The organism is Burkholderia sp. RF2-non_BP3 (assembly GCF_001522185.1).
Lineage (GTDB): Bacteria > Pseudomonadota > Gammaproteobacteria > Burkholderiales > Burkholderiaceae > Burkholderia > Burkholderia diffusa.
The window spans coordinates 204131-224554 of record NZ_LOSU01000028.1 but is presented as its reverse complement, the minus strand read 5'-3'; the positions used below and the strand labels follow the sequence as shown (position 1 = coordinate 224554).

Sequence of the window (20424 nt, the reverse complement as noted above, 5' to 3'; positions counted from 1 at the left end):
TTGCGATTCGGTCTGTTCTCATTCTCTTGTCCCCGTCTTCGATGCGTCCGACCCACTGAAGCGATGGCCGGCCCTCTACCGTGCCGGCGATCGCGCTCACGGCGCACACAGACATGCAAGGAGCGCACCATGCTTCGCGGCGCAAGGCCGCGCGGCCGGTGAAGTGACCCCGATGCAGATCGGGCGGCGACAGAAATACGTGAACGTTTCGAAAGTGAAACGACGGGAAGCGGCGTGCGCGATCGGCGGACGGGCGCGACGCCAATGTTGCAGGAATGTGACGTGTGCGCCGGCGAGGCGTTTGCACGTGAGCGACGCCGACGATCTGCTTACAATCACCCGCTCCCGACCGCGCAGGTCGGACATGCGTGCGCCCTGTCTGCCGACGCGCCCCGAGCGTCGTCCGTAGTGCGTTCGTGCAGATTGATTGCCCGATGACCGAAGGCGCCGATCATGCCGGAACCGCCGATGCCGCCGATGCCGCCGTGCATCGCTCGCGGCGCGTCGCAAGCGTCGCGCAAACACGTTAGCATGCGAACACCGTACGGCGCGCGCCCGCTTCGCCCCGTCTTCAAGGAATGGACATGCCCCTGCCCGCCTCCGGCCGCGCCGACGTCGCGCAACGCGTCTTCTCGGCCGAGCGGCTGTCGATCGGCCTGACGCTGCCGCTGCTGCGCGGCGGTCGGACCGTCGCCGATTTCAACGAGCAGCTCGAACTCGCGGCGCTGGCCGATTCGCTCGACTTTCGTGCACTGTGGATTCGCGACGTTCCGCTGAACAGCGCCGACTATCCCGACCCGGTCGGGCACCTCGATCCGTGGGTGCTGCTGGGCGCGCTCGCGTCGCGCACGCGCCGGATCGTGCTCGCCAGCGGCGCGATCGTGCTGCCGCTGCGTCATCCGCTGCATATCGCGAAAGGCGCGCTGTCGGTCGCGACGCTGTCCGGCGGACGCTTCGTCCTCGGCCTCGGTTCCGGCGACCGGCCGCCCGAATATGCGGCGTTCGGCGTCGATGCGGAAACGCGGCGCGACCGGTATCGCCGGCATTGGGACATCGTCGCGGCCGCGCTCGGCGTGCCGTCCCGCGTGCTGCCCGACGAAACACCGCCCGACGCGCCCGACTTCACGCTGTTGCCGCGCGGCGACGCGCCGGTGCCGATGCTCGCGGTCGGCTCGGGCGGACAGAGCGTCGACTGGATCGCACGGAACGCGATCGGCTGGATGACGTACCACCGCGATCCGGACACGCAGCGTTCTCGTTATTCGATGTGGCGCGCGGCCGTCGACCGGCTCGCGCAGCCGGGTTTTCGTGCGTTCGGTGTGTCGATGCGGCTCGATCTCGATACGAATCGCGATGCGCCGGCCCGCGCGCTATCGCTCGGCTACGCGACCGGACGGAACGCGTTGATCGGCATCTTGCGGGACATGCGCGCAGCCGGCACGCACCACGTCACGCTGAATCCCGGCTCCGACCGGCCCGTGCGCGAGGTCATCGAGGAAATCGCCGAGCACGTGCTGCCGATCTTTCACGACGAGCAGGGTTGATTCATCAGGATTCCCGAGTTCGCTGCAGGTAGCCGCACTCGTGGATTGCACCGAATCGATGTGCCCGGGAGCACGTTTCGTTCCTGGCCTGATCGTCACAAGAGTCGACGTGCGCGAACAAGGGCTCGCGAACACCGCCGGCACGCCAAACAAGCCGCGCCGCCTGCCATATGCCCGATTCGAATATTCGTCGACGGAACTATTCGGGTCCGTTCGCGATCATGTTAACTTCCGTCCATCGTCCAGACCGGCGGGCCGCATTTCGATGTGCGCCCGCATGCCAACCCATGCGACATTTCCTGCTCGGCTGGCTGCTCGCCGCCGTCGTATCGATCGCTCACGCGGCTATCCCTGCACCAGCCGCCGCGTCGGCCGCCTCCGGCGCGGCGCCGACACTGACGCCGCAACAGGCGCAGCGCGCCCTCTCCGTCCTGCAAAATCCGCGCGAGCGCGAACAGGTCGAAACGACGTTGCGCGCGATCGCGGCCGTCGGCGTGCTGAGCACGCCCGTGCTTCCGGCGAGCGCCGCGGCACCGGCCAGCGCGGCATCGGCCGCCACCGCCGCGCTCACGACGAACGGGCTCGCGTCCATGCTCGTCAAGCAGGGAGCACGCTGGGCCGGCGAAATCGGCGGCGCGCTGAACGAATCGCTGCGCTCGCTGCTCGATGTCGGCTCCGTCGGCAACTGGTGGCACGAGCGGCTGGTGCGCGCCGACGAACGTGCGGACCTCACGCGCGCGCTCCTGGTCATCCTCGCCGTGCTCGTGCCCGCGTTCGTCGTCGAATGGTTCGCGAAGCGGCTGCTGCGGCGCGCACTGGCTGCCCTGGGCACGCGTCGGGCCGAATCGTCGCGTCGGGCCGAGCCCGAACCCGCCGAGGCGGACGATTCCAGGGCGTCAGCGCCGGCCGACGCCAGCGCCAGCGCCGAAGGCACCGCCGCGCCCGATACCTCGTCGCAAGGCCGCGGCCATGCACGGCGCCACACCACGCTGCTGCGCCGGATGCCGCGCGCGCTGGTCAGCCTCGCGCTGCGCGTGGTGCCGCTGCTGGTGTTCGTCGGCGTCGCGAGCCTGACGATGTCGGTGCTCGACGGCGCCGGCACGCCAACCGAAACCGCACTCGAATCGTTGATCGACATCTATGTGATCTGCCGTCTCGTGACGATCGTCAGCCGGCTGTTCTTCCAGCCCGATGCGCGGCAATTGCGGCTGCTGCACGTCAGCGACGCATGGGCCGCGATCGCGCAGCGCTCGATCGCGCGGATCGTGATCGTCGTCGGCGTCTGCACGGCCGCGGTCGAGATCGCCGCGAGCTTCGGCCTCAGCGACGCCGGTCACGTCGCGCTGCTGAAAGCCGTCGCGCTCGTCGGCCACTTGATGATCTCGGCGCTGATTCTCCGGTGCCGCCAGCCGGTCGCCGCCCGCATCCGCGCGGCCGGCGACGATCGGCCGGCCTTCGCGATGATCGGCAACGCGCTCGCCGACGCGTGGGCGCCCGTGTCGGTGTTCGTCGTGATGGCGCTGTGGTTCGTGTGGGCGCTCGACGTCCACAACGGCTACCGCGTGCTGATCGCGCTCGGCGGCCGCTCGATCGCCGCGATGATCGGCATGCGGATCGTGTCGATCGTCGTGTTCGGTGCGCTCGCGCGACTGTTCCAGCGCCGCGACGACGATCGCACGCTGGTCCACCTGCACGCGTACCGCTACTACCCGTTGGTCCGCCAGATCGTGTCGGCGGCGATCGCCGTCGTGACCGTCGTGCTGCTGCTGCAGATCTGGGGCGTGCCGATCTTCCACGCGTTCCAGACCGGCACGATCGGCCATCGGCTCGCGTCGGCGCTGATCACGATCGCGATCGCGGCCGTCGTCGCGCTGATCGTGTGGGAAGCCGCGAACATCGCGATCGAGCGCCGCCTGCAGCAGTGGACGCGCGAAGGCAACCTCGTGCGCGCGGCGCGGTTGCGCACGCTGCTGCCGATGCTGCGTTCGCTGCTGTTCATCATGATCGCGCTCGTCGTCGTGCTGACGGGCCTCAGCGAAATCGGCGTGAACATCGGGCCGCTGCTCGCCGGCGCCAGCATCTTCGGCGTCGCGCTCGGCTTCGGCTCGCAGAAGCTCGTGCAGGATTTCATCACCGGGATCTTCCTGCTGATGGAGAACGCGATGCAGGTGGGCGACTGGGTCACGCTCGCCGGCGTGTCCGGCACGGTCGAATACCTGTCGATCCGCACGGTGCGACTGCGCGCGGGCGACGGGTCGCTGTATACGATCCCGTTCAGCTCGGTGACGACCGTCAACAACACGAATCGCGGGCTCGGCAACGCAGCCGTCAAGGTCAGCATCGCATACGGCCAGGACATCGATCGGGCGATCGCGACGCTGAAGGAGATCGGCGCCGCGTTGCGCGACGATCCGAATTACAAGGACGGCATCCTGTCGGATTTCAGCTACTGGGGCATCGACCAGGTCGACGGCGCGACGATTGCGCTGGCCGGACAGATCCAGTGCAAGGACTCGGCACGCTGGGGCGTGCAGCGCGAATTCAACCGGCGTATCGCGGTGCTGTTCCACGAACGCGGAATCCGGATCGCGAATCCGCAGCGCAGCCTCGTCGCGTATGACGACGGTTCGCGGCCCGTGGCGCCCGGGAGCGATGAGAACGGCGCCCCTACCGCCGGCATGCCGGCCGCCGAGCAACCGCCACCGCCCGCTTCACCAGACCGCAAGCCGGACTGATCGTGCGGATGCCGCGGGCCTGGCCACCGCGTATCGTGCCGTGCCTGTGCCATCGAACGACCGATGGGGGCGCTCAACGCGCGGCGGTTTTCATCGCGCGCTGAACGCGCTTCGCCGCGTTCGCCAGCGCTGCCCGCTTCGCGCCGGCGGGCCGCTGACCATCTTCACGATCACAACTATCCCAATCGAAGACGGGCGCGGGAGATTCGAATGATTTCTCGAATACCGTTCGTTCATTACAAATCGAATCGCGAATTATTCTGCATAAAGATCTGAAATTGCATCCGGTTTCGGGTTCGAAAATTACAAAATACCCCGTTACTTTTCAAAAGCATTTCAGCCTAACCCATTTAACTTTGTTTCATATCATCAGAAAAAGTTTGACACCGAACTTTCGTTCTTGATACCGTCCGATGCAAGCAATCCGACGAATTGCAAACCACGCAATCGTTCCCGCTCGACGCATCTCGTTTCCGCCGCACCGAAGTTCTCGCCGCCGACCGTCGCTTCTTCCGTTGGCGCATGCAACATCCCGATGCACTCATTGGGCAGCCGCCATCCGGCAGCAGTCCGAAGGACCGAACCAGATGAGCAGGACACCGAAACTGTTGCTCTAGCCATCCCGCCTGCATCAGGCTTGCTGGCGCGGCCGGTCCTCATCGCGGCCCAGCGCCTTCGTCACCGAGCTTTCCAGCATTTCGCCCCCGGAGGATCACCACCCGTCCGGGTCTGGCGAAAGGCCCCGTTGCGTCCGCGCCATCCGCGCGAGCGCGGCGGATATCGGCGGCGCACGATCCGCGCCGCTGTCGACCGTTGTTGTTCGTGCAGTTCGATGTTCAACCGGAGGGGTAATTCAAAATGAATCAGGTTGCAAACAAGAAACAAAAGCACATCCGCATCGTCAAGCTCGCCTTCGCCGCCGCAGCAGCCGCTTCGTTCGGCATGACGGCCGTCCATGCCGCACCGGCCGCCGGCTGGACGGAAACGCGCACCAAGGGATTCCTGCCGCTCGTCCAGCAAGGTGAAAGCAGCAGTACCGCCGGTGCGCCGGCGGCCAGCACCGCCGCCGCTGCCGCGGCTGCCACCGAGATGGCGCCCGGCGAATCGGTCGACATCGTGCTCGGACTGAACCTGCGCAACGAGGCGCAACTCGACCAATACCTGCACGACCTGCATACGCCCGGCTCGCCGCACTACAAGCAGTTCCTCACGTCGGCGCAGTTCGCCGCGCAATACGCGCCGACCGACCAGCAGGTCGCCTCCGTCGTCGCGCACCTGCGCCAGGCCGGCTTCGTCAACATCGTGGTCGCGCCGAACCGCCTGCTCGTGTCCGCGTCGGGCACCGCGGCAACGGTCAAATCGGCGTTCCGCACGACACTCAAGCGCTTCACGCGCAACGGCCGCAACGTCTACGCGAACACCGATGCCGCGCAGGTGCCGAACGCAATCTCCGGCATCGTCGGCGCCGTGCTGGGCCTGCAGAACGTCGAGCTCATGCATACCGGCGCGGGCAGTAAGCCGCAAGGCAACACCAGCAATCTGACGATTCCGGCAGGCGCATCCGCGGTGCCGCACTACCCGACGGAATTCTCGTCGCTCTACGGCGGCGACGGCACGCCGACGGCCTCGCAAACCACCGTCGGCATCATCTCCGAAGGCGATCTGTCGCAGACGGTCAGCGACCTCAACACGTTCGCCGCCAACAACGGCCTCGGCACGATCAGCAGCAGCGTCGTGCCGACGGGCCCGTCAGGTAGTTCGTACACCGATACATCCGGCACCGTCGAATGGAACCTCGACAGCCAGTCGATCGTCGGCGCAGCCGGCGGCAGCGTGAAGCAGGTCGTGTTCTACGTGGCGCCGTCGATGACGCTCACCGCGATCACCGCCGCGTACAACAAGGCGGTGAGCGACAACGTCGCGAAGGTCATCAACGTGTCGCTCGGCGTGTGCGAATCGTCCGCATTCAGCACCGGCTCGCAGGCGACCGACGACACCATCTTCAAGCAGGCCGTCGCGCAAGGTCAGACCTTCTCCGTATCGGCCGGCGACCACGGCGCGTACGAATGCGCGAGCGGCACGCCGTCGCGCTCGACCTACACGGTGAGCGAGCCCGCGACGTCGCCGTACGTGATCGCGGTGGGCGGCACGACGCTGTTCACCAACACGTCGACCAACGCATACAACAGCGAAATCGTGTGGAACGATCCGAGCTGGCAGCCGGGCACCGTATGGTCGACGGGCGGCGGCTACAGCAAGTACGAAGCCGCGCCGTCGTGGCAATCGTCGAGCCTCACCGGGTCGACCAAGCGCGCATTGCCGGACGTCGGCTTCGACGCCGACCTGCGCACCGGCGCGATCCTCGTCGTGAACGGCCAGACGTCCGACACGCTGTGGGGCTCCGGCTACCTGAACAACGAAGGCGGCACGAGCCTCGCCGCGCCGATCTTCACCGGCATCTGGGCGCGGCTGCAATCGGCCAACAACAACGCGCTCGGCTTCCCGGCGTCGAGCATCTACAAATACTTCCCGAGCAATGCGGCGCTGGTGCACGACGTGACGTCCGGCAACAACGGCAGCGGCACATACGGCTACAAGGCGAAGGCTGGCTGGGACGCGACGACGGGCTTCGGCAGCGTGAACATCTCGAAGCTGAACACGTTCATCCAGAGCACGTCGGATTTCGCGCGCTGATCGGTCGTGCAATGAGCGGTGCGGTTCCGGGTGCGGGTCGTTTTACGCGCCTGGAGCCGTATCTGCGTCGCTGCGCGCGGCGCCCCTCCAGATCGACGCTGCACGTCGGCACACGCCGCCCGCGGTCGTCGCGAGCCGGCGAAATCACAGCTGCGATTCGATCGGAAACAAGCCGAGAAACCACACTTCCATGCGCCGCGCCGCCGACACTTCCGGTTCGTGATCGAGCTCGGTCACCGTCCCGTCCGCGTCGGTCTGAATCCACTTGAGCCGCTCCTTCCCGGCCGGATCGGTCCGCGATTCGACTCGCCACGCGATTCGATCGAGCCGCGGCTCCAGGTCCGTCGCGACTTCCGACGCAATTGCCGGGCTCTCGCAGTACACGCCGATCTCGGTATTGAGGTTCAGCGAGCGCGGATCGAGATTCATCGAACCGATGAAGATGCTCTTGCGATCGAACACATAGGTCTTCGCATGCAGCGAAGCACGCGACGAGCCGATGATGACCTGCTTCGCGATGCTCTTGTCGCCGGACGGCCGCCGTTCGTAAAGCCGCACGCCGGCTTCCAGCAGCGCACTCCGATAGCGCCGGTAGCCGGCATGCACGGCCGCGACGTCGGTCGATGCGAGCGAGTTGGTCAGGATCGTCACGCGCACGCCGCGTGCCGTGAGCGCGTGCAGCCGTTCGACCATGTCCTTGCCCGGCACGAAGTACGGCGACACGATCAGCAGTTCCTGCTCCGGCCGCAACGCGAGTGCACGCAGTTGCGGCATCAGGTGTCCGTCGCTGTCCTTCGGCGAGCGTGAGATCTTCGCCGGATCGTCGTACAGGACCGTCGCCTGCCCCCAGGACAACTCGGTGCCCTGCCCGTGCACGATCTGGTCGAGCCTGTGTCGCGCCTCGAGCACGTACGGATTGTCCTCCATCGCGCGCAAGTAATCGCGCAACCGTTCGCGCTCCCGGTCGAGACCGCCCGGCGCCGCGTCGTGTCCGACCAGCGCATCGATCGGATACGCATACGGCGAATTCCAGAACGTATCGAATTCGGTCGAGATGTCGTTCACGACGGGGCCGTGCACGACCACATCGAGATCGCCGAACTCCAGCATCGACGACGCGCCGAAATACTCGTCGCCGATGTTGCGGCCGCCGACGATCGCCGCCTGGTTGTCCGCGATCATCGCCTTGTTGTGCATGCGCCGGTTGACGCGCGAGAACTCGAGCACCGTGCCGATCTTCTTGAAGTGGCGCGTGGCGACCGGATTGAAGAGCCGGATCTCGATGTTCGGATGCGAACTGATCTCGAGCAGCTTGCGATCGTCCGCGTTCGTCCCGAGATCGTCGAGCAATGCACGCACGCGAACCCCGCGATCGGCCGCACGGATGATCGCGTCCGCGAGTTCGTGTCCGGTCAGGTCGTCGTGCCAGATGTAGTACTGAAGGTCCAGCGAGCGGTCCGCGCGATCGGCGAGCAGCACGCGCGCATCGAGCGCATCGACGGGATCGCGCAACAGGTGAAACGCGTCCTGCCCCGGATGCGCGGCGGCCTGCTGGCGGAACGCGATGCCGAGGCGCGTGGTTTCGGTATCGGTGAATGCGTGCGTTGGTGCGCGACCGGCCTGCGGCGGCAGGCTGGCGCACGCGGCAAGCATCAGCAACGACAGAATCGCACTCCACGAACGCAACATGATCATGATGGCCGCCCCCACTGTCGGGCGAAGTCTGTTTGTGTTTGTTCTGGCCGCCGGGCGGAACGCAGCGCTGGCCTGCGGTTCGCGCGCGCGACGATTCTCGATCGCGCACGCCGACCGCGCTACAGCATACTTCGATTGATATCGGGACGGCACGCTCCGCGCGTTTCCCCGGTGGCGGCTATGCGACACGCGGCCCGGCGTGAACGCATTCAACACGCTCGACACATTCAGGCAGCGCGCAAAAGAAAAACCCGCGAGGCCTTGCGGCGTCGCGGGTTTCGAGACTTCCCCGGATAACCAGGGAAGCGAATCTGGTGGGCCCCCCGGGAGTCGAACCCGGCACCAACGAATTATGAGGTTATTGGTCACATTTCAGCCCCTTAAAAATCAACCACTTACATACGCCAAGTCGTTGTTTTTATTTGAGATAACGCTTCTCGTGTAGCCTAGCAGTAGCCTTGCAAAACAGACGACAAAGAATCCACTGCTCACAGCAAAAGTCCACTGTCCAAGGTTCCTCACCCTCGCCGCTCGCACCCCGCCCAAGGCTTACCAGTTATACGTTTGAGCTGTTTTCATGCCTTTGCTGAAGAACCAGATTTCGGATGCCCAGACACTGAAATCCACCGCTCCATGCCATTGTTTGCCAATCTGGCGTAGCCTAGGCAAAGCTATTCGTCCCCATTCGATTTCGTTGTAAGCTGAGACTTAAGCGCCCAAACCTCCTGATGACGAGAGTGACCTGTCCCCTTCAAGAGGGCCAATGGGCTTCTAGCAAAGTCCCTTTAAACCAACTCCTGGAAAGCGGCAGGAGCATCCGCGGTTGCCGGATGTTTCGCCGCAAACTCTGACGGCGCAAGGTAGTTCAGTGCGCTGTGCGGCCTTTGCTCGTTGTAATCCTGGCGCCATGCCGCGATGACAGCCCGAGCGTGCGCGAGCGTCGTGAACCAGTGCTCGTTAAGGCATTCGTCGCGGAACTTGCCGTTGAACGATTCGATGTACGCATTCTGCGTTGGCTTGCCCGCCTGAATCAACTTCAGCGTGACGCCGTTCGCATACGCCCACTGGTCAAGCGCGCGGCTCGTAAATTCGGGTCCCTGGTCTGTTCGCACCGCCTTGGGATAGCCACGGAAGCGAGCTGCACGGTCCAATGCCCGAGCGACATACAAACCTGAGATGCCATGGTCGACGACGATGTCGACAGCCTCTTTCGTGAAGTCGTCGACGACGGTCAGGTAGATAATAAAAATTATCCTTTTGTCAATAGGCCGCAAAATACTCAAGGCAAGCGACCACGATAATTGAATCACCCGAGCAAGTTCAAATGTTCATTTTTTGTCTTGCTTTCTTTGCTCCGCCTTTTCATCAAGAAGAGCAGCAAATCTCTCATTCCGCCCCCGCTCCTCTTCAATGAATTTCCCAACCCCTTCTGTAATTTGCTTAGCCCACACCAGATTTCTCTTCCAAAAAACAAGCTTGGCCAACGCTCTGTTACCAAGAATGCCTCTACGAATAGATCTTACTAGTGGGATACAGCTATATCCTGATAGTTCTATCTGAATTTCAGTGATCTCGCTCTCCAGGTATTGTAGGCTGAAGTTCTCCCCCCACTTTTCCACAAAACCTTTCTCTCTGCCCATATGAACTTCAAGCCTGTCAAATGGACGAAGGTGGTCTTTAGCTGGGTAGGGCAAAGCAATTTCCTCACCATCCCTCCCCTTTATTTCGACAATCTCAATAGTGAATTTATCGTAGGGAGTGTAGACCATATTCCCATTGAAACTCAGGCTCCGAAACGGGATGCTTGATAGCGCAACTTGTACAGGAATTGAATCTAGACCATATACAGAGAAACTATTTTGATATTTGATCTTGTTGTTCTTGGCGGTGACACATATGGTCACGCGAGAAAACTCGCACCCCTCTTTTGCCCTTATCCAAAACATCGGGGAACTGAGTTTTTTGCTCAGATGAAACGGCTGCCAATGTATATCATACTCAAAGTGTTCAGCTATCTCATAGGGGCTCTCACCGAGATGATTTCGCAGGTTGTAGTAGAGCGTTGAGATTCGATAAGCCTGCGAGAAGAGAACCCAAGTAAGGCCTTGCTTAAAAATGTCTAAAATTCCAATGCTTCGGATTGCACCAAGGATCATTGACGTTGAGATTTCCATTTTTCCAGAATAACCTCACTGATTTTTTATACGGATTAACTGGAAGGATCTTTTACTCTGCCAGCTTCATCTCAAATTTCTCATTAAACTTGTTGGTTGGAATCTTAATAGCGATACCATCCAGCGCCCCCACTTGGATCACCTTCGCACCCTCTGGCTCATGCGAGCCAAAGACAAAACGGCACTCATTCTGGTAGGAATAAGCATCCCTCTTTCTGAATACCGACTCAATCCCCTTGAAACCACCGTGGAACGTGTCTGGATCAAAATATTTGACCGAACCATTCCAACTTGCATATCCCTGTTCACGCGCAGCAAGTTTAACCTTACCTATAAAATCCTCAACTCTATAGATCACAACAGCAAACTTTCCCATGGCCATCATCTCGTCACTCAAAGTGCTATGCACCTTAAGCATCGCGTTGATTTTCGCGACCGCACGAACCCTCTCCTCTTCAGTTTCGTAGGATTCTTCAAAATCTGGAATCTTGACAGCATACATGCAGTAAAGATTTAGACGATCATACCCACTATTTTGCATAATGACTGGACCAGCCAGATCCTTGAGCGGGAATGAGTGATCAACACCATCTTTATCTTTGCATGAGAGAACTAAAGAAATTTTGTCTGGCTGATGCCAGGCAGTAACTCCCTCATAAGCATCGCCCCTCGCCTCATCGCCTTCGATTTTTTTGAAATCCCCAAGAGTTCTGCAAAACATCTCTCCTTTCTCAACAAAGGCATCTGCGTGCTCCTCTCTTTCAAAAATCTTAACCAGAAGATAAATTCTCGAGCCCATATTTTTGATCTTCTTTTCACCATAAAAAAATCACCCTATTGGATGCTCTTATGCTTTCCTGAAAACGCCACCATCACCATCAAATCTCACCAAGAGATCATGAATTCTAGCCATTTCATCAACAATCGGCTGAATTTTATATCGCTCACCCAACACTTGAAAAATCCCCTCTTTCAAGTAATAAGCCCTAAAGATGTGGTGAGGAGCATCAGAATCTTCTAGCTCAGGAAGAATGAGACTTGGAAATATGTAACCCACCATTCCGCTTTGAAGATACAGATCAAGTCTTTCATCAAAATGCTCGATTGAGTTTCGCAACCCTCTGTTTACCAGAGGGCTACCATCCTCTACATCAAAGACTTTTCTAAGGAAGTCTCCACGATCCTTGTGGACAGTTTTCTGCTCAGCGCCACCACCTTTTACGCCATCACGAGATGGGAAAAAGTATCTTGATATGGCACCAGATTGATTGACGATGTTCTGCAAGCAATCAAGCAACACATCTTTCGTCTCTTGGGGATCAATCTCTCCATTAGAAATTTTTTTTATGATCATTTCGGCAATGCTACAGGACTGAAATGCTGACGTGGTGTTGAAGAGCATTGATTGAATGTAGAACGCCTGATACGGTGTCCAAATGAAGAACTCTTCATCACTCATGCTTTCCCTCACCTATTTCAATTGCTGTGCTTGCATGGCGAACTGAACAGTTCGTAAATCTTCATGGAAGCTTGAAGCTCAGGTTTTTGGGTGCATCGTAAAGTGTTGATCTCTTCACTTCAACTTCACAATCAAGTCCCTCAATTGCAGCAATGTAAGACTTTCTCAAGCCTTCTTCCATTCTTGGGTCAAACAAAACCCTATCAAACAGAGCATTGGGATCTATTTCAAACTGGAATATATCGCTGCCGCATCTACCATCCTCGCCGCTATAGATGAGCCTGATTTCCTTTTCGTGAGAAAATTCTCTTCTCTTGTAAAGCAATGACTCGGCTATACCAGATCCATTTGTATTCAGCAGATCAATTTTTTTGAAGGACTCAATGATGTTGTCTTTTGTTTGATACTGAACCTTGCCAATAAAGCAGCTTAAATCTGGAACAGTTGGACACCCCTTCTTCAAGGCTTCAAGCAACTTTCTTGGGGTGGTTGATAACCGAACACCATCTTTATTCTGTGAGTAGATGCGCCACATTGCATCTGTCTCACGGTGTTGAGTCCAGCATTGACCGTAGACTGAATCCTTGGCTCCAAAATCACCAAATTCATCGCCAATTTTGAATTGACTCTTCAATAGAGCATTCTCAAATGGATCATCCCATTTATGGGGCTTGACCAATGTTAGCTTTTTTGTTGTGAGAATCTGCAAGAGCCTACCAGTCGGAAATATCCTGTAGATAGGCTTGTCCATCATTGCTTTATCAATGAATATGTAATTTCTGTAGGCCATTCCCCATCCTTTCATTCAGTTTTTCTTGGCATCTTCATCCCGCTTCTTCAGCAGAGCCAGCTTCTCACCTATCTTGATCTCCAACCCTCGTGGAACAGGTTTGTACTGCCCTGGGTCGCCAATCCCACCAGGGAGTAGCAGGTAGTCATCAGTTGATGCTCTCGTTCATTTCGCACTCACTGCCTCGGCAAGCGACGGCTGTGCGACAGCGACAGGTTCAATGAACTTACTTAGCTCTTCCTGTTGCTCCAGAAGGAACGGTGCTTCCCTTACCCGTTCGTAAAGCTTGAGCAATCGTTGTTCGGCTCTGCTCAGAATGATGCTATAGAGCAGGGGCTGAATTTTGACCTTGTCGTTGTCTTCGGTGCGGGTTCCACCTTCCCCACTTTCAATCTGATCACCAAGAACGAAGCCGTCTACCCGCGTCTCAGGCTGAATGTAGCCTTTCTTCTTCAGCTCCTTCACGTACTTCCAAATCTGTTCTTTTTCCTTGGAGCCAAGCGAAAGTTTGGTGGTCTTCAGATCAACGATTACAAGGTGGCCGACGCCGACCTCTTCGTGATCTTCGTTGTAAGACGGAAGGGAATAGAAGCCTGTGCTGCCGTCGCCACGAATGACAAAGTCAGGACGGTTCAGCGAAGCCTTCTCCGCCTTGCCATCAAATAGCTCACGGATGACCGTCGTCATCCCTTTGTTGGACGTGAAGTGAATTGATTCAAACTTGTCACCAAACATCCAAAGACCCTTGGCAAACAGAGGCTGAAGTTCCTTGACCTCGTCAATGCCCGCCACCTGAATCTTGATCCGCAGTTCGTTGATGACCTTCAATCGCCCTTGGATCTCGTCCAGCACGACCTTCGCCATGCCAATGGTCCATTGGCTCAGCACTTCATGAAGTGCATCCAAATCGTTCGGATCTTGGTTGTGCAAGATCTCCAGCAAACCATACTGCGATTTGCTCTTCTCCAACTTCGCCAGAATGGAGGTCAGTTGAACGACTTCCTGCTCACCAAAGTTTGGGCATGTGTCCACAACCTCATTGACGAAGGTGGTGACTCGCTCCTTGCTCAGCAGCGGAAGAAGATTGACAGACTCGCCAACACGTTCCAGAACCGCGATCCGCTTCCCTTCGCGTTCTGCATAGCTCGTGTTGGAAATGATCTCCTTGATCTTGTCTTGAACGATTGGCCGAGTCTTCAGCCATGCCTCGTTGGTGTCATGGAAGCCGGACCAATCCTCCTTGACCGCATTTTCCTTGTTCAAAAAATCAGCCTGAACAATGAAGGTAAAACGCTTGGCCTTCTCGGTTCGGCCATCAAGAATGCGCTCCACATCTGTCCCGCGCCATTTGCAGTCACCCACTGCGCGATTCGTCACCCACCACGCGATCCCATGCTGTTTGGTGGTCTTGTCGGCCTTACGGGTATCAATGTGGTAGATCTTCACCGTGCCGTAGCCTGGCACCTCAACGTCGACAATGGACAGAGATGACTTGCTGATATCGGCAAACGAAATCGGCGCCCCATTCAGGATGACCTTGAAGGACGGATTGGCGAGGAACCGCCCACCAAGAAGCTCTCGAGCTTGCTCCACGGAGAGGTTGATCTGGCGGATTTCACCTTCACCGGTGATGGTCGTTCCATGCCCCTCCACATCCTTCTCAACGAACTCCACGAGTTCAGTGATTAGCGGTTTGTTTGGTGTCCTGCTGACTTTGTAGACGAACTTCTGACCGTCTTTTATCGAGGTGATCTGATAGTTCTTGGTAAGGCAGAAACTGGCAAATCGGCCCTTGCCATTCTTGCCGAAGACGAAGCGAGGAAGACCTTCTACGCCTAGTGGCGGTGTAGTTGTGGCACCACCCTTGGCGATGCGGTCATAGGACATCGCACGCCAGATGTAATCGAACTCGGCTTTCGTCATGCCCTTGCCGTTATCCGAGATGGAGAACTGTTTGTTGTTCTTCGGATCGGGCCAACCTATTTTGACCTCAGTGGCGTAGGCATCCCAGCAGTTGGCAACGAGTTCGACAATGGCCGTGCTGGGATTGGTGATAATTGCACCTGCCCAGCTTTCAAGAAAGCGATCTTCATAGAAGAGGTCTTCCTGCTGCAATCTTGCATTGTTTGACGAATCGGACATCACCCCTCCAGAGAGATTTTTATTTTTCACCAACGTGCATGTCGATACTCACAATCATAGCCTAGCTCTTTCATGGATCTAGCATTTAAAGACCCAGACATAACAGGCGTAAAAAAAGCTCCCGAAGGAGCTTTCTGAAGGTATTTGGTGGGCCCCCCGGGAGTCGAACCCGGCACCAACGGATTATGCTTACCAGCTATGGCTTTCGCCACCCCTTTCGGGTTTGTGGTCTGGACTGTCTCTTGTCTTTACGACCTGCCCGTACAGTCTCTACACGTTCTCTCGGAGAGAGCTTCGCTCGGGATTGCCACGTTGCCAAAGCAGCAGAGGTTTCCCCGAATTTGAGCAGTTCTACCAGGGGGCAGAGCCAACTTACCCCAAGGCAACCCATTCCGTGCGGTCCGTACTCTTGCGAGCTGTAGGACGGCACTTGCTAAGTCCGCTGCTCTAACCAAGCATGAGCTAGAGGCCCGAAAAACCAGTTATTTTACCGCACTTAGACCCCGCTTAAGAAGGGACTTCTTGTAGCCTACGTGTAGCACGGCAATTTCGATGCCAGAAGATTCCCTTATTTTTCAACGCATTAAGCGGAAGTACTCACCGATTATGAGTTCGCTGCTCTAACCAAGCATGAGCTAGGGGCCCAGACGAGAAGCAACGTGTGCTACACGCCACGCCGGCGACGAAGCCGGGCCGGCATTGTAACAACAAAGACGCCAAAGAGGACAAACGCCACCGGCATCACGCGGATGCCGGCGGCGTTCGCAAGTAAGACGCTGGAAATCAGTTCCCTTCGAGGAACGACTTCAGCTTGTCGGAACGGCTCGGGTGACGCAGCTTGCGCAGCGCCTTGGCCTCGATCTGACGGATCCGCTCGCGGGTGACGTCGAACTGCTTGCCGACTTCCTCGAGCGTGTGATCGGTGCTCATCTCGATACCGAAACGCATCCGCAGCACCTTCGCCTCACGCGGCGTCAGCGAATCGAGCACGTCCTTCACGACGTCGCGCATGCTTGCATGCAGCGCGGCATCCGCCGGCGCGACCGTGTTGTTGTCCTCGATGAAGTCGCCGAGATGGGAATCGTCGTCGTCGCCGATCGGCGTTTCCATCGAGATCGGCTCCTTCGCGATCTTCATGATCTTGCGGATCTTGTCTTCCGGCATCTCCATCTTCTCGGCGAGCGTTGCCGGATCCGGCTCGAGACCGGTTTCCTGCAGGATCTGCCGCGAGATGCGGTTCATCTTGTTGATCGTTTCGATCATGTGAACCGGAATACGGATCGTGCGCGCCTGGTCCGCGATCGAACGCGTGATGGCCTGGCGGATCCACCACGTCGCGTAGGTCGAGAACTTGTAGCCGCGACGGTATTCGAACTTGTCCACCGCCTTCATCAGGCCGATGTTGCCTTCCTGGATCAGGTCGAGGAACTGCAGGCCGCGGTTCGTGTACTTCTTCGCGATCGAGATCACGAGACGCAGGTTCGCCTCGGTCATTTCACGCTTCGCCTGACGCGCCTTCAGTTCGCCGGCCGCCATCTGGCGGTTGGTTTCCTTCAGATCCTTCAGCGGCAGCACGACGCGCGCCTGCAGGTCGATCAGACGCTGCTGCTGTTCGCGGATCGCCGGAACGTTACGCGACAGGACCGCGCTGTACGGATGGCCTTCGGCCGTGATCTTCTCGGCCCAGTCGAGATCCGTCTCGCTGCCCGGGAAGCGCGCGATGAATTCCGAACGCGGCATGCCGCACTTGTCGACGACGATGTGCAGGATCTGACGCTCGACCTGACGCACTTCGTCCACTTGCGCACGCAGCGTGTCGCACAGACGCTCGACGGTACGCGCGGTGAAGCGGATCGTCATCAGCTCGGTCTGGATCGTTTCCTGCGCCTTCAGGTAGGACTTCGACTTGTAGCCTTCCTTCTCGAACGCGCGGCGCATCTTGTCGAACCACTCGCTGATCTGCGAGAACTTGTCGAGCGATGCACGCTTGAGGGCTTCGAGTTGAGCGGCGTTGGCCGACGCCTGAGCGGCACCGTCATCCTCCTCCTCTTCCTCTTCTTCCTCTTCCTCTTCGGCTTCCTCGTCCTCGTTCTCGATGGCTTCGGCTTCCTTCGCGGAGAAACCGTCCGTATCGGCGGAGTCCGAAGCATTCGGATCGAGCAGGCCGTCGACGAGTTCGTCGACGCGGATCTCTTCGTTCGCGACGCGCTCGGCCATCGCGAGGATGTCGGCGATCGTCGTCGGGCACGCGGAAATCGCCATCACCATGTGGCGCAGGCCGTCCTCGATCCGCTTCGCGATCTCGATTTCGCCTTCGCGCGTGAGCAGCTCGACCGTGCCCATTTCGCGCATGTACATCCGGACCGGATCGGTCGTGCGACCGAATTCCGAATCGACGGTCGACAGCGCGACTTCCGCTTCTTCCTCGACTTCATCGTCCGACGACGCGGCCGGCGCGTTGTCGTTCAGGAGCAGCGTTTCCGCGTCCGGAGCCTGCTCGTAAACCGCCACGCCCATGTCGTTGAACGTGCCGATGATGCCTTCGAGGGCTTCAGTTTCGGTGAAGTTGTCCGGCAGGTGGTCGTTGATTTCGGCATACGTGAGGAAGCCGCGCTCCTTGCCGAGCTTGATCAGCGCGCGCAGCTTCACGCGGCGCTCTTCGAGCTCCTCGGCCGTGCCGGGCGTGCTCGTCGCGAACGCTTCCTTCAGCAGCGCCTTTTCCTTGGCGCGACGATCGCGCACCTTGGATTTGCCCGGGGCAGCCGCGGCTGCGGGCTGCTCGTCGCTCTGATTTGCGTCGTCATCGACGGATACTTCGTTCAGCTTTTTGGTCATGGAGTTCGCCGTACCGGCTATATCGACTCGCGGCTGCTGGACGACAGCCGGTTGAACCGTGGGTGCATGAGTAGTACGTACTGCCGTTTCGTCCGCGGCGGCAGTCGTGTCCCTTGCGCTTTTCGCACTTGCCCGCTTCGCCGCCGGCTTGGCCGGCCCGGAGTCGGGTCTGGCGGCAGCCCGTGTTCTGGCTGCCGGCGCCGGCGCAGCCTGAGCAGTGCCGGCCGCGGTTTTCTTTCCCGCAGGGGCTGACGTGGCTGAAGACGTTGTCCTGGTGGAAGAAGCAGACTTGGCCGCTGTGACCTTCGTGGTCGGCTCCGTCGAGCCCTTGCCCGTTGCTTTCTTTCCGCCTGTCGTCTTTGCCATCGCGATTCTCGCCTCTGCTTGGAAAACAAACCGCTGGAAACCTTATATTATAGCACGCTGGGGCGCCCTCTCTTGGCGCCCCGGCCGCCTACAGCCCGAGCCGACGCTTCATGTCGGTTCGCTGCTGGTTCAATTCCGTCAATTCCGCCAGTTCCTCGGGTGTGAAGGTGGACTGCCGCGCAAGCCGATCGAGCCGGTCGCAGCAGGCGTCATAGCGCATCTTGAGCACCGCGGCCTGCAGTTCCTCCCCCGCGATCCGTTCCTGTTCACGCTGCCGCTCGGGCACCGTCTCGTCTTCCGGATTCTGTAACAGCAAATCGCGGACGTTTTCATCATAGTCCAGAATTTCGCGGAAGATTTCCTCGTAAGTCGCGCCGTTCGAGGACGTCCGCAGGACATCCGACAGCAGCCGGAACTCCGCGCCGTCGCCCAGCGCGCGCGCATGCTCGACGACTTCGGCGAACAGCTCGCCGATCCGCGGCAGCGCGCGCAGGGTCGCAAGCTGTTCGTCGTCGAGCTGCGACGCGATCCGCGGATGCATCACGAGGGTACGCAACGCGCGCTTTTCGCTGTCGGTCACACGCCGCCGTTCGCTGCGCGCGGGCGCCTGGCGCGCCGGCGCCGCGATGCGCGCATCGACGTCCGACAGCCCCGCGACTTCCTCGAACGGGATATCGAGCCGGTCGGCGAACATGTGCATGATCTGCGCGCGCAACGCGTTCGCCGGCAGCGCCTGCAGCAGCGGCTTCGCGTCGAACAGCGCCTTCGCTCGACCTTCCGGCTGGTCGAGCGCCTTGCCGGCAATTGCTTCGTTCAACAGAAATTGTGACAGCGGCATCGCGCGCTCGACCTGCTCGGAAAACGCTTCCGCGCCGAATTCGCGCACGTAGCTGTCCGGATCGTGCTCGGACGGCAGGAAAAGGAATCGGATCGTCCGGTTGTCCGCCGCATGCGGCAGGCACGCCTCGAGCGCGCGGCGCGCCGCACGCCGGCCGGCCGAGTCGCCGTCGAAGCTGAAAATGACCGTGTCGGTCTGGCGCAGCAACTTCTGCACGTGAATCGGCGTGCATGCCGTGCCGAGCGTCGCGACCGCGTTCGGGAAGCCGAGCTGCGCGAGCGCGACGACGTCCATGTAGCCCTCGACAACCAGCACGTACTTGCGCTCGCGGATCGCGAGACGCGCCTCGAACAGCCCGTACAGCTCACTGCCCTTGTTGAACAGCGGCGTTTCGGGCGAATTCAGATACTTCGGCTCGCCGCTGCCGAGCACGCGGCCGCCGAACCCGATCACCTGCCCCTTCACGTTGCGGATCGGGAACATGATTCGCTCGCGGAACCGGTCGTAGCGGCGCGCGACGCCCTGTGCATCGGTTTTCTCGCTGACGATCACGAGGCCCGATTCGACGAGCGAGTCGTCGCGGTAGTCCGGGAACGCGGTTTCGAGGTTTTGCCAGCCGTCCGGCGCATAACCGAGCCCGAAGCGCGCGGCGATCTCGCCGGTCAGGCCCCGGTTCTTCAGATACTGGATCGCGACCGTCGCGCCGCGCAACTGCTTGCGGTAGTAGTCGCACGCGGCGGACATCACGTCGGACAGCGCGGTCGCGACCGATTTCGACACGGGCGCCGGATAGTCGCCGCCACCTGCACCGCCCCCGCCACCCCCGCGCATCGACGGTTCGTGCGGCACGGTCAGCCCGACCGATTGCGCAAGCTCCTGCACGGCTTCCGGGAACGTGAGCCCCGCATGTTCCATCAGGAAACCGATCGCCGTGCCGTGCGCGCCGCAGCCGAAGCAATGATAGAACTGCTTGGTCGGGCTGACGGTAAACGACGGGCTCTTCTCGTTGTGGAACGGGCACAACCCCATGAAGTTGGCGCCGCCCTTCTTGAGCTGCACGTACCGGCCCACCACGTCGACGATATCGACGCGGTTCAGCAAATCCTGCAGGAACGAATGCGGAATCACCGTGGGATCGAGCGAAAAAAAGAC

The 20424-nt window shown here is 59.6% G+C and carries 13 protein-coding genes and 1 pseudogene; 4 read left to right on the top strand and 10 right to left on the bottom strand.

Going from position 1 to position 20424, the window contains the following annotated elements; all coding sequences use genetic code 11:
• Positions 1-584: 584 nt before the first annotated feature.
• Positions 585-1544, top strand: coding sequence for an LLM class oxidoreductase (locus WS45_RS11500; RefSeq protein WP_059700567.1), 960 nt, complete (start codon positions 585-587; stop codon positions 1542-1544).
• A 287-nt stretch (positions 1545-1831) separates the two neighbouring features.
• A complete protein-coding gene (locus WS45_RS11495) occupies positions 1832-4279 on the top strand; it encodes a mechanosensitive ion channel family protein (RefSeq protein ID WP_059699895.1) in 2448 nt (815 codons plus the stop codon).
• Between the two features lie 369 nt (positions 4280-4648).
• Here WS45_RS11495 and WS45_RS34905 read toward each other — a convergent pair whose 3' ends face one another.
• Complete coding sequence (locus WS45_RS34905) at positions 4649-4810, bottom strand: hypothetical protein (protein ID WP_156437121.1); 162 nt, start codon at positions 4808-4810, stop codon at positions 4649-4651.
• 327 nt (positions 4811-5137) lie between these two features.
• On the opposite strand from WS45_RS34905, the gene WS45_RS11490 reads away from it, so the two are divergent.
• Positions 5138-6973, top strand: a complete 1836-nt coding sequence (locus tag WS45_RS11490; protein WP_059699893.1) for a S53 family peptidase — start codon at positions 5138-5140, stop codon at positions 6971-6973.
• 144 nt (positions 6974-7117) lie between these two features.
• On the opposite strand, the gene WS45_RS11485 is transcribed toward WS45_RS11490, so the two are convergent.
• Positions 7118-8668 carry a phospholipase D family protein gene (locus WS45_RS11485; protein ID WP_059524662.1) on the bottom strand — a complete coding sequence of 517 codons (1551 nt, stop codon included), beginning with the start codon at positions 8666-8668 and terminating at the stop codon, positions 7118-7120.
• Between WS45_RS11485 and WS45_RS34900 the strand changes: the two genes are divergently transcribed.
• The gene (locus WS45_RS34900) at positions 8661-8807 is read left to right on the top strand and encodes a hypothetical protein (protein ID WP_156437120.1); all 147 of its coding nucleotides are present in this window, start codon (positions 8661-8663) and stop codon (positions 8805-8807) included. The genes WS45_RS11485 and WS45_RS34900 overlap by 8 nt on opposite strands.
• Positions 8808-9453: 646 nt before the next feature.
• Here WS45_RS34900 and WS45_RS11480 read toward each other — a convergent pair.
• The 8 genes and pseudogenes from WS45_RS11480 to dnaG all read right to left on the bottom strand — a co-directional run.
• Positions 9454-9903, bottom strand: a pseudogene (locus WS45_RS11480) (IS3-like element ISBam2 family transposase); the annotation flags it as partial.
• A 93-nt stretch (positions 9904-9996) separates the two neighbouring features.
• A complete protein-coding gene (locus WS45_RS34895) occupies positions 9997-10842 on the bottom strand; it encodes a hypothetical protein (protein WP_156437119.1) in 846 nt (281 codons plus the stop codon).
• A gap of 52 nt (positions 10843-10894) precedes the next feature.
• Entirely contained in the window at positions 10895-11641 is a 747-nt protein-coding gene (locus WS45_RS34890; RefSeq protein WP_156437118.1) for a hypothetical protein, read from the bottom strand.
• Positions 11642-11689: 48 nt separating this feature from the next.
• The gene (locus tag WS45_RS33370; protein WP_082721899.1) at positions 11690-12301 is read right to left on the bottom strand and encodes a hypothetical protein; all 612 of its coding nucleotides are present in this window, start codon (positions 12299-12301) and stop codon (positions 11690-11692) included.
• A gap of 61 nt (positions 12302-12362) precedes the next feature.
• Complete coding sequence (locus WS45_RS33365) at positions 12363-13106, bottom strand: DUF2971 domain-containing protein (protein WP_218921634.1); 744 nt, start codon at positions 13104-13106, stop codon at positions 12363-12365.
• A 150-nt stretch (positions 13107-13256) separates the two neighbouring features.
• Complete coding sequence (locus WS45_RS11465) at positions 13257-15233, bottom strand: ATP-binding protein (protein ID WP_257140333.1); 1977 nt, start codon at positions 15231-15233, stop codon at positions 13257-13259.
• A 783-nt stretch (positions 15234-16016) separates the two neighbouring features.
• Entirely contained in the window at positions 16017-18434 is a 2418-nt protein-coding gene (gene rpoD / locus WS45_RS11460; protein WP_082721897.1) for an RNA polymerase sigma factor RpoD, read from the bottom strand.
• An 88-nt stretch (positions 18435-18522) separates the two neighbouring features.
• The gene (gene dnaG / locus WS45_RS11455) at positions 18523-20400 is read right to left on the bottom strand and encodes a DNA primase (RefSeq protein ID WP_059689632.1); all 1878 of its coding nucleotides are present in this window, start codon (positions 20398-20400) and stop codon (positions 18523-18525) included.
• Positions 20401-20424 lie beyond the last annotated feature (24 nt).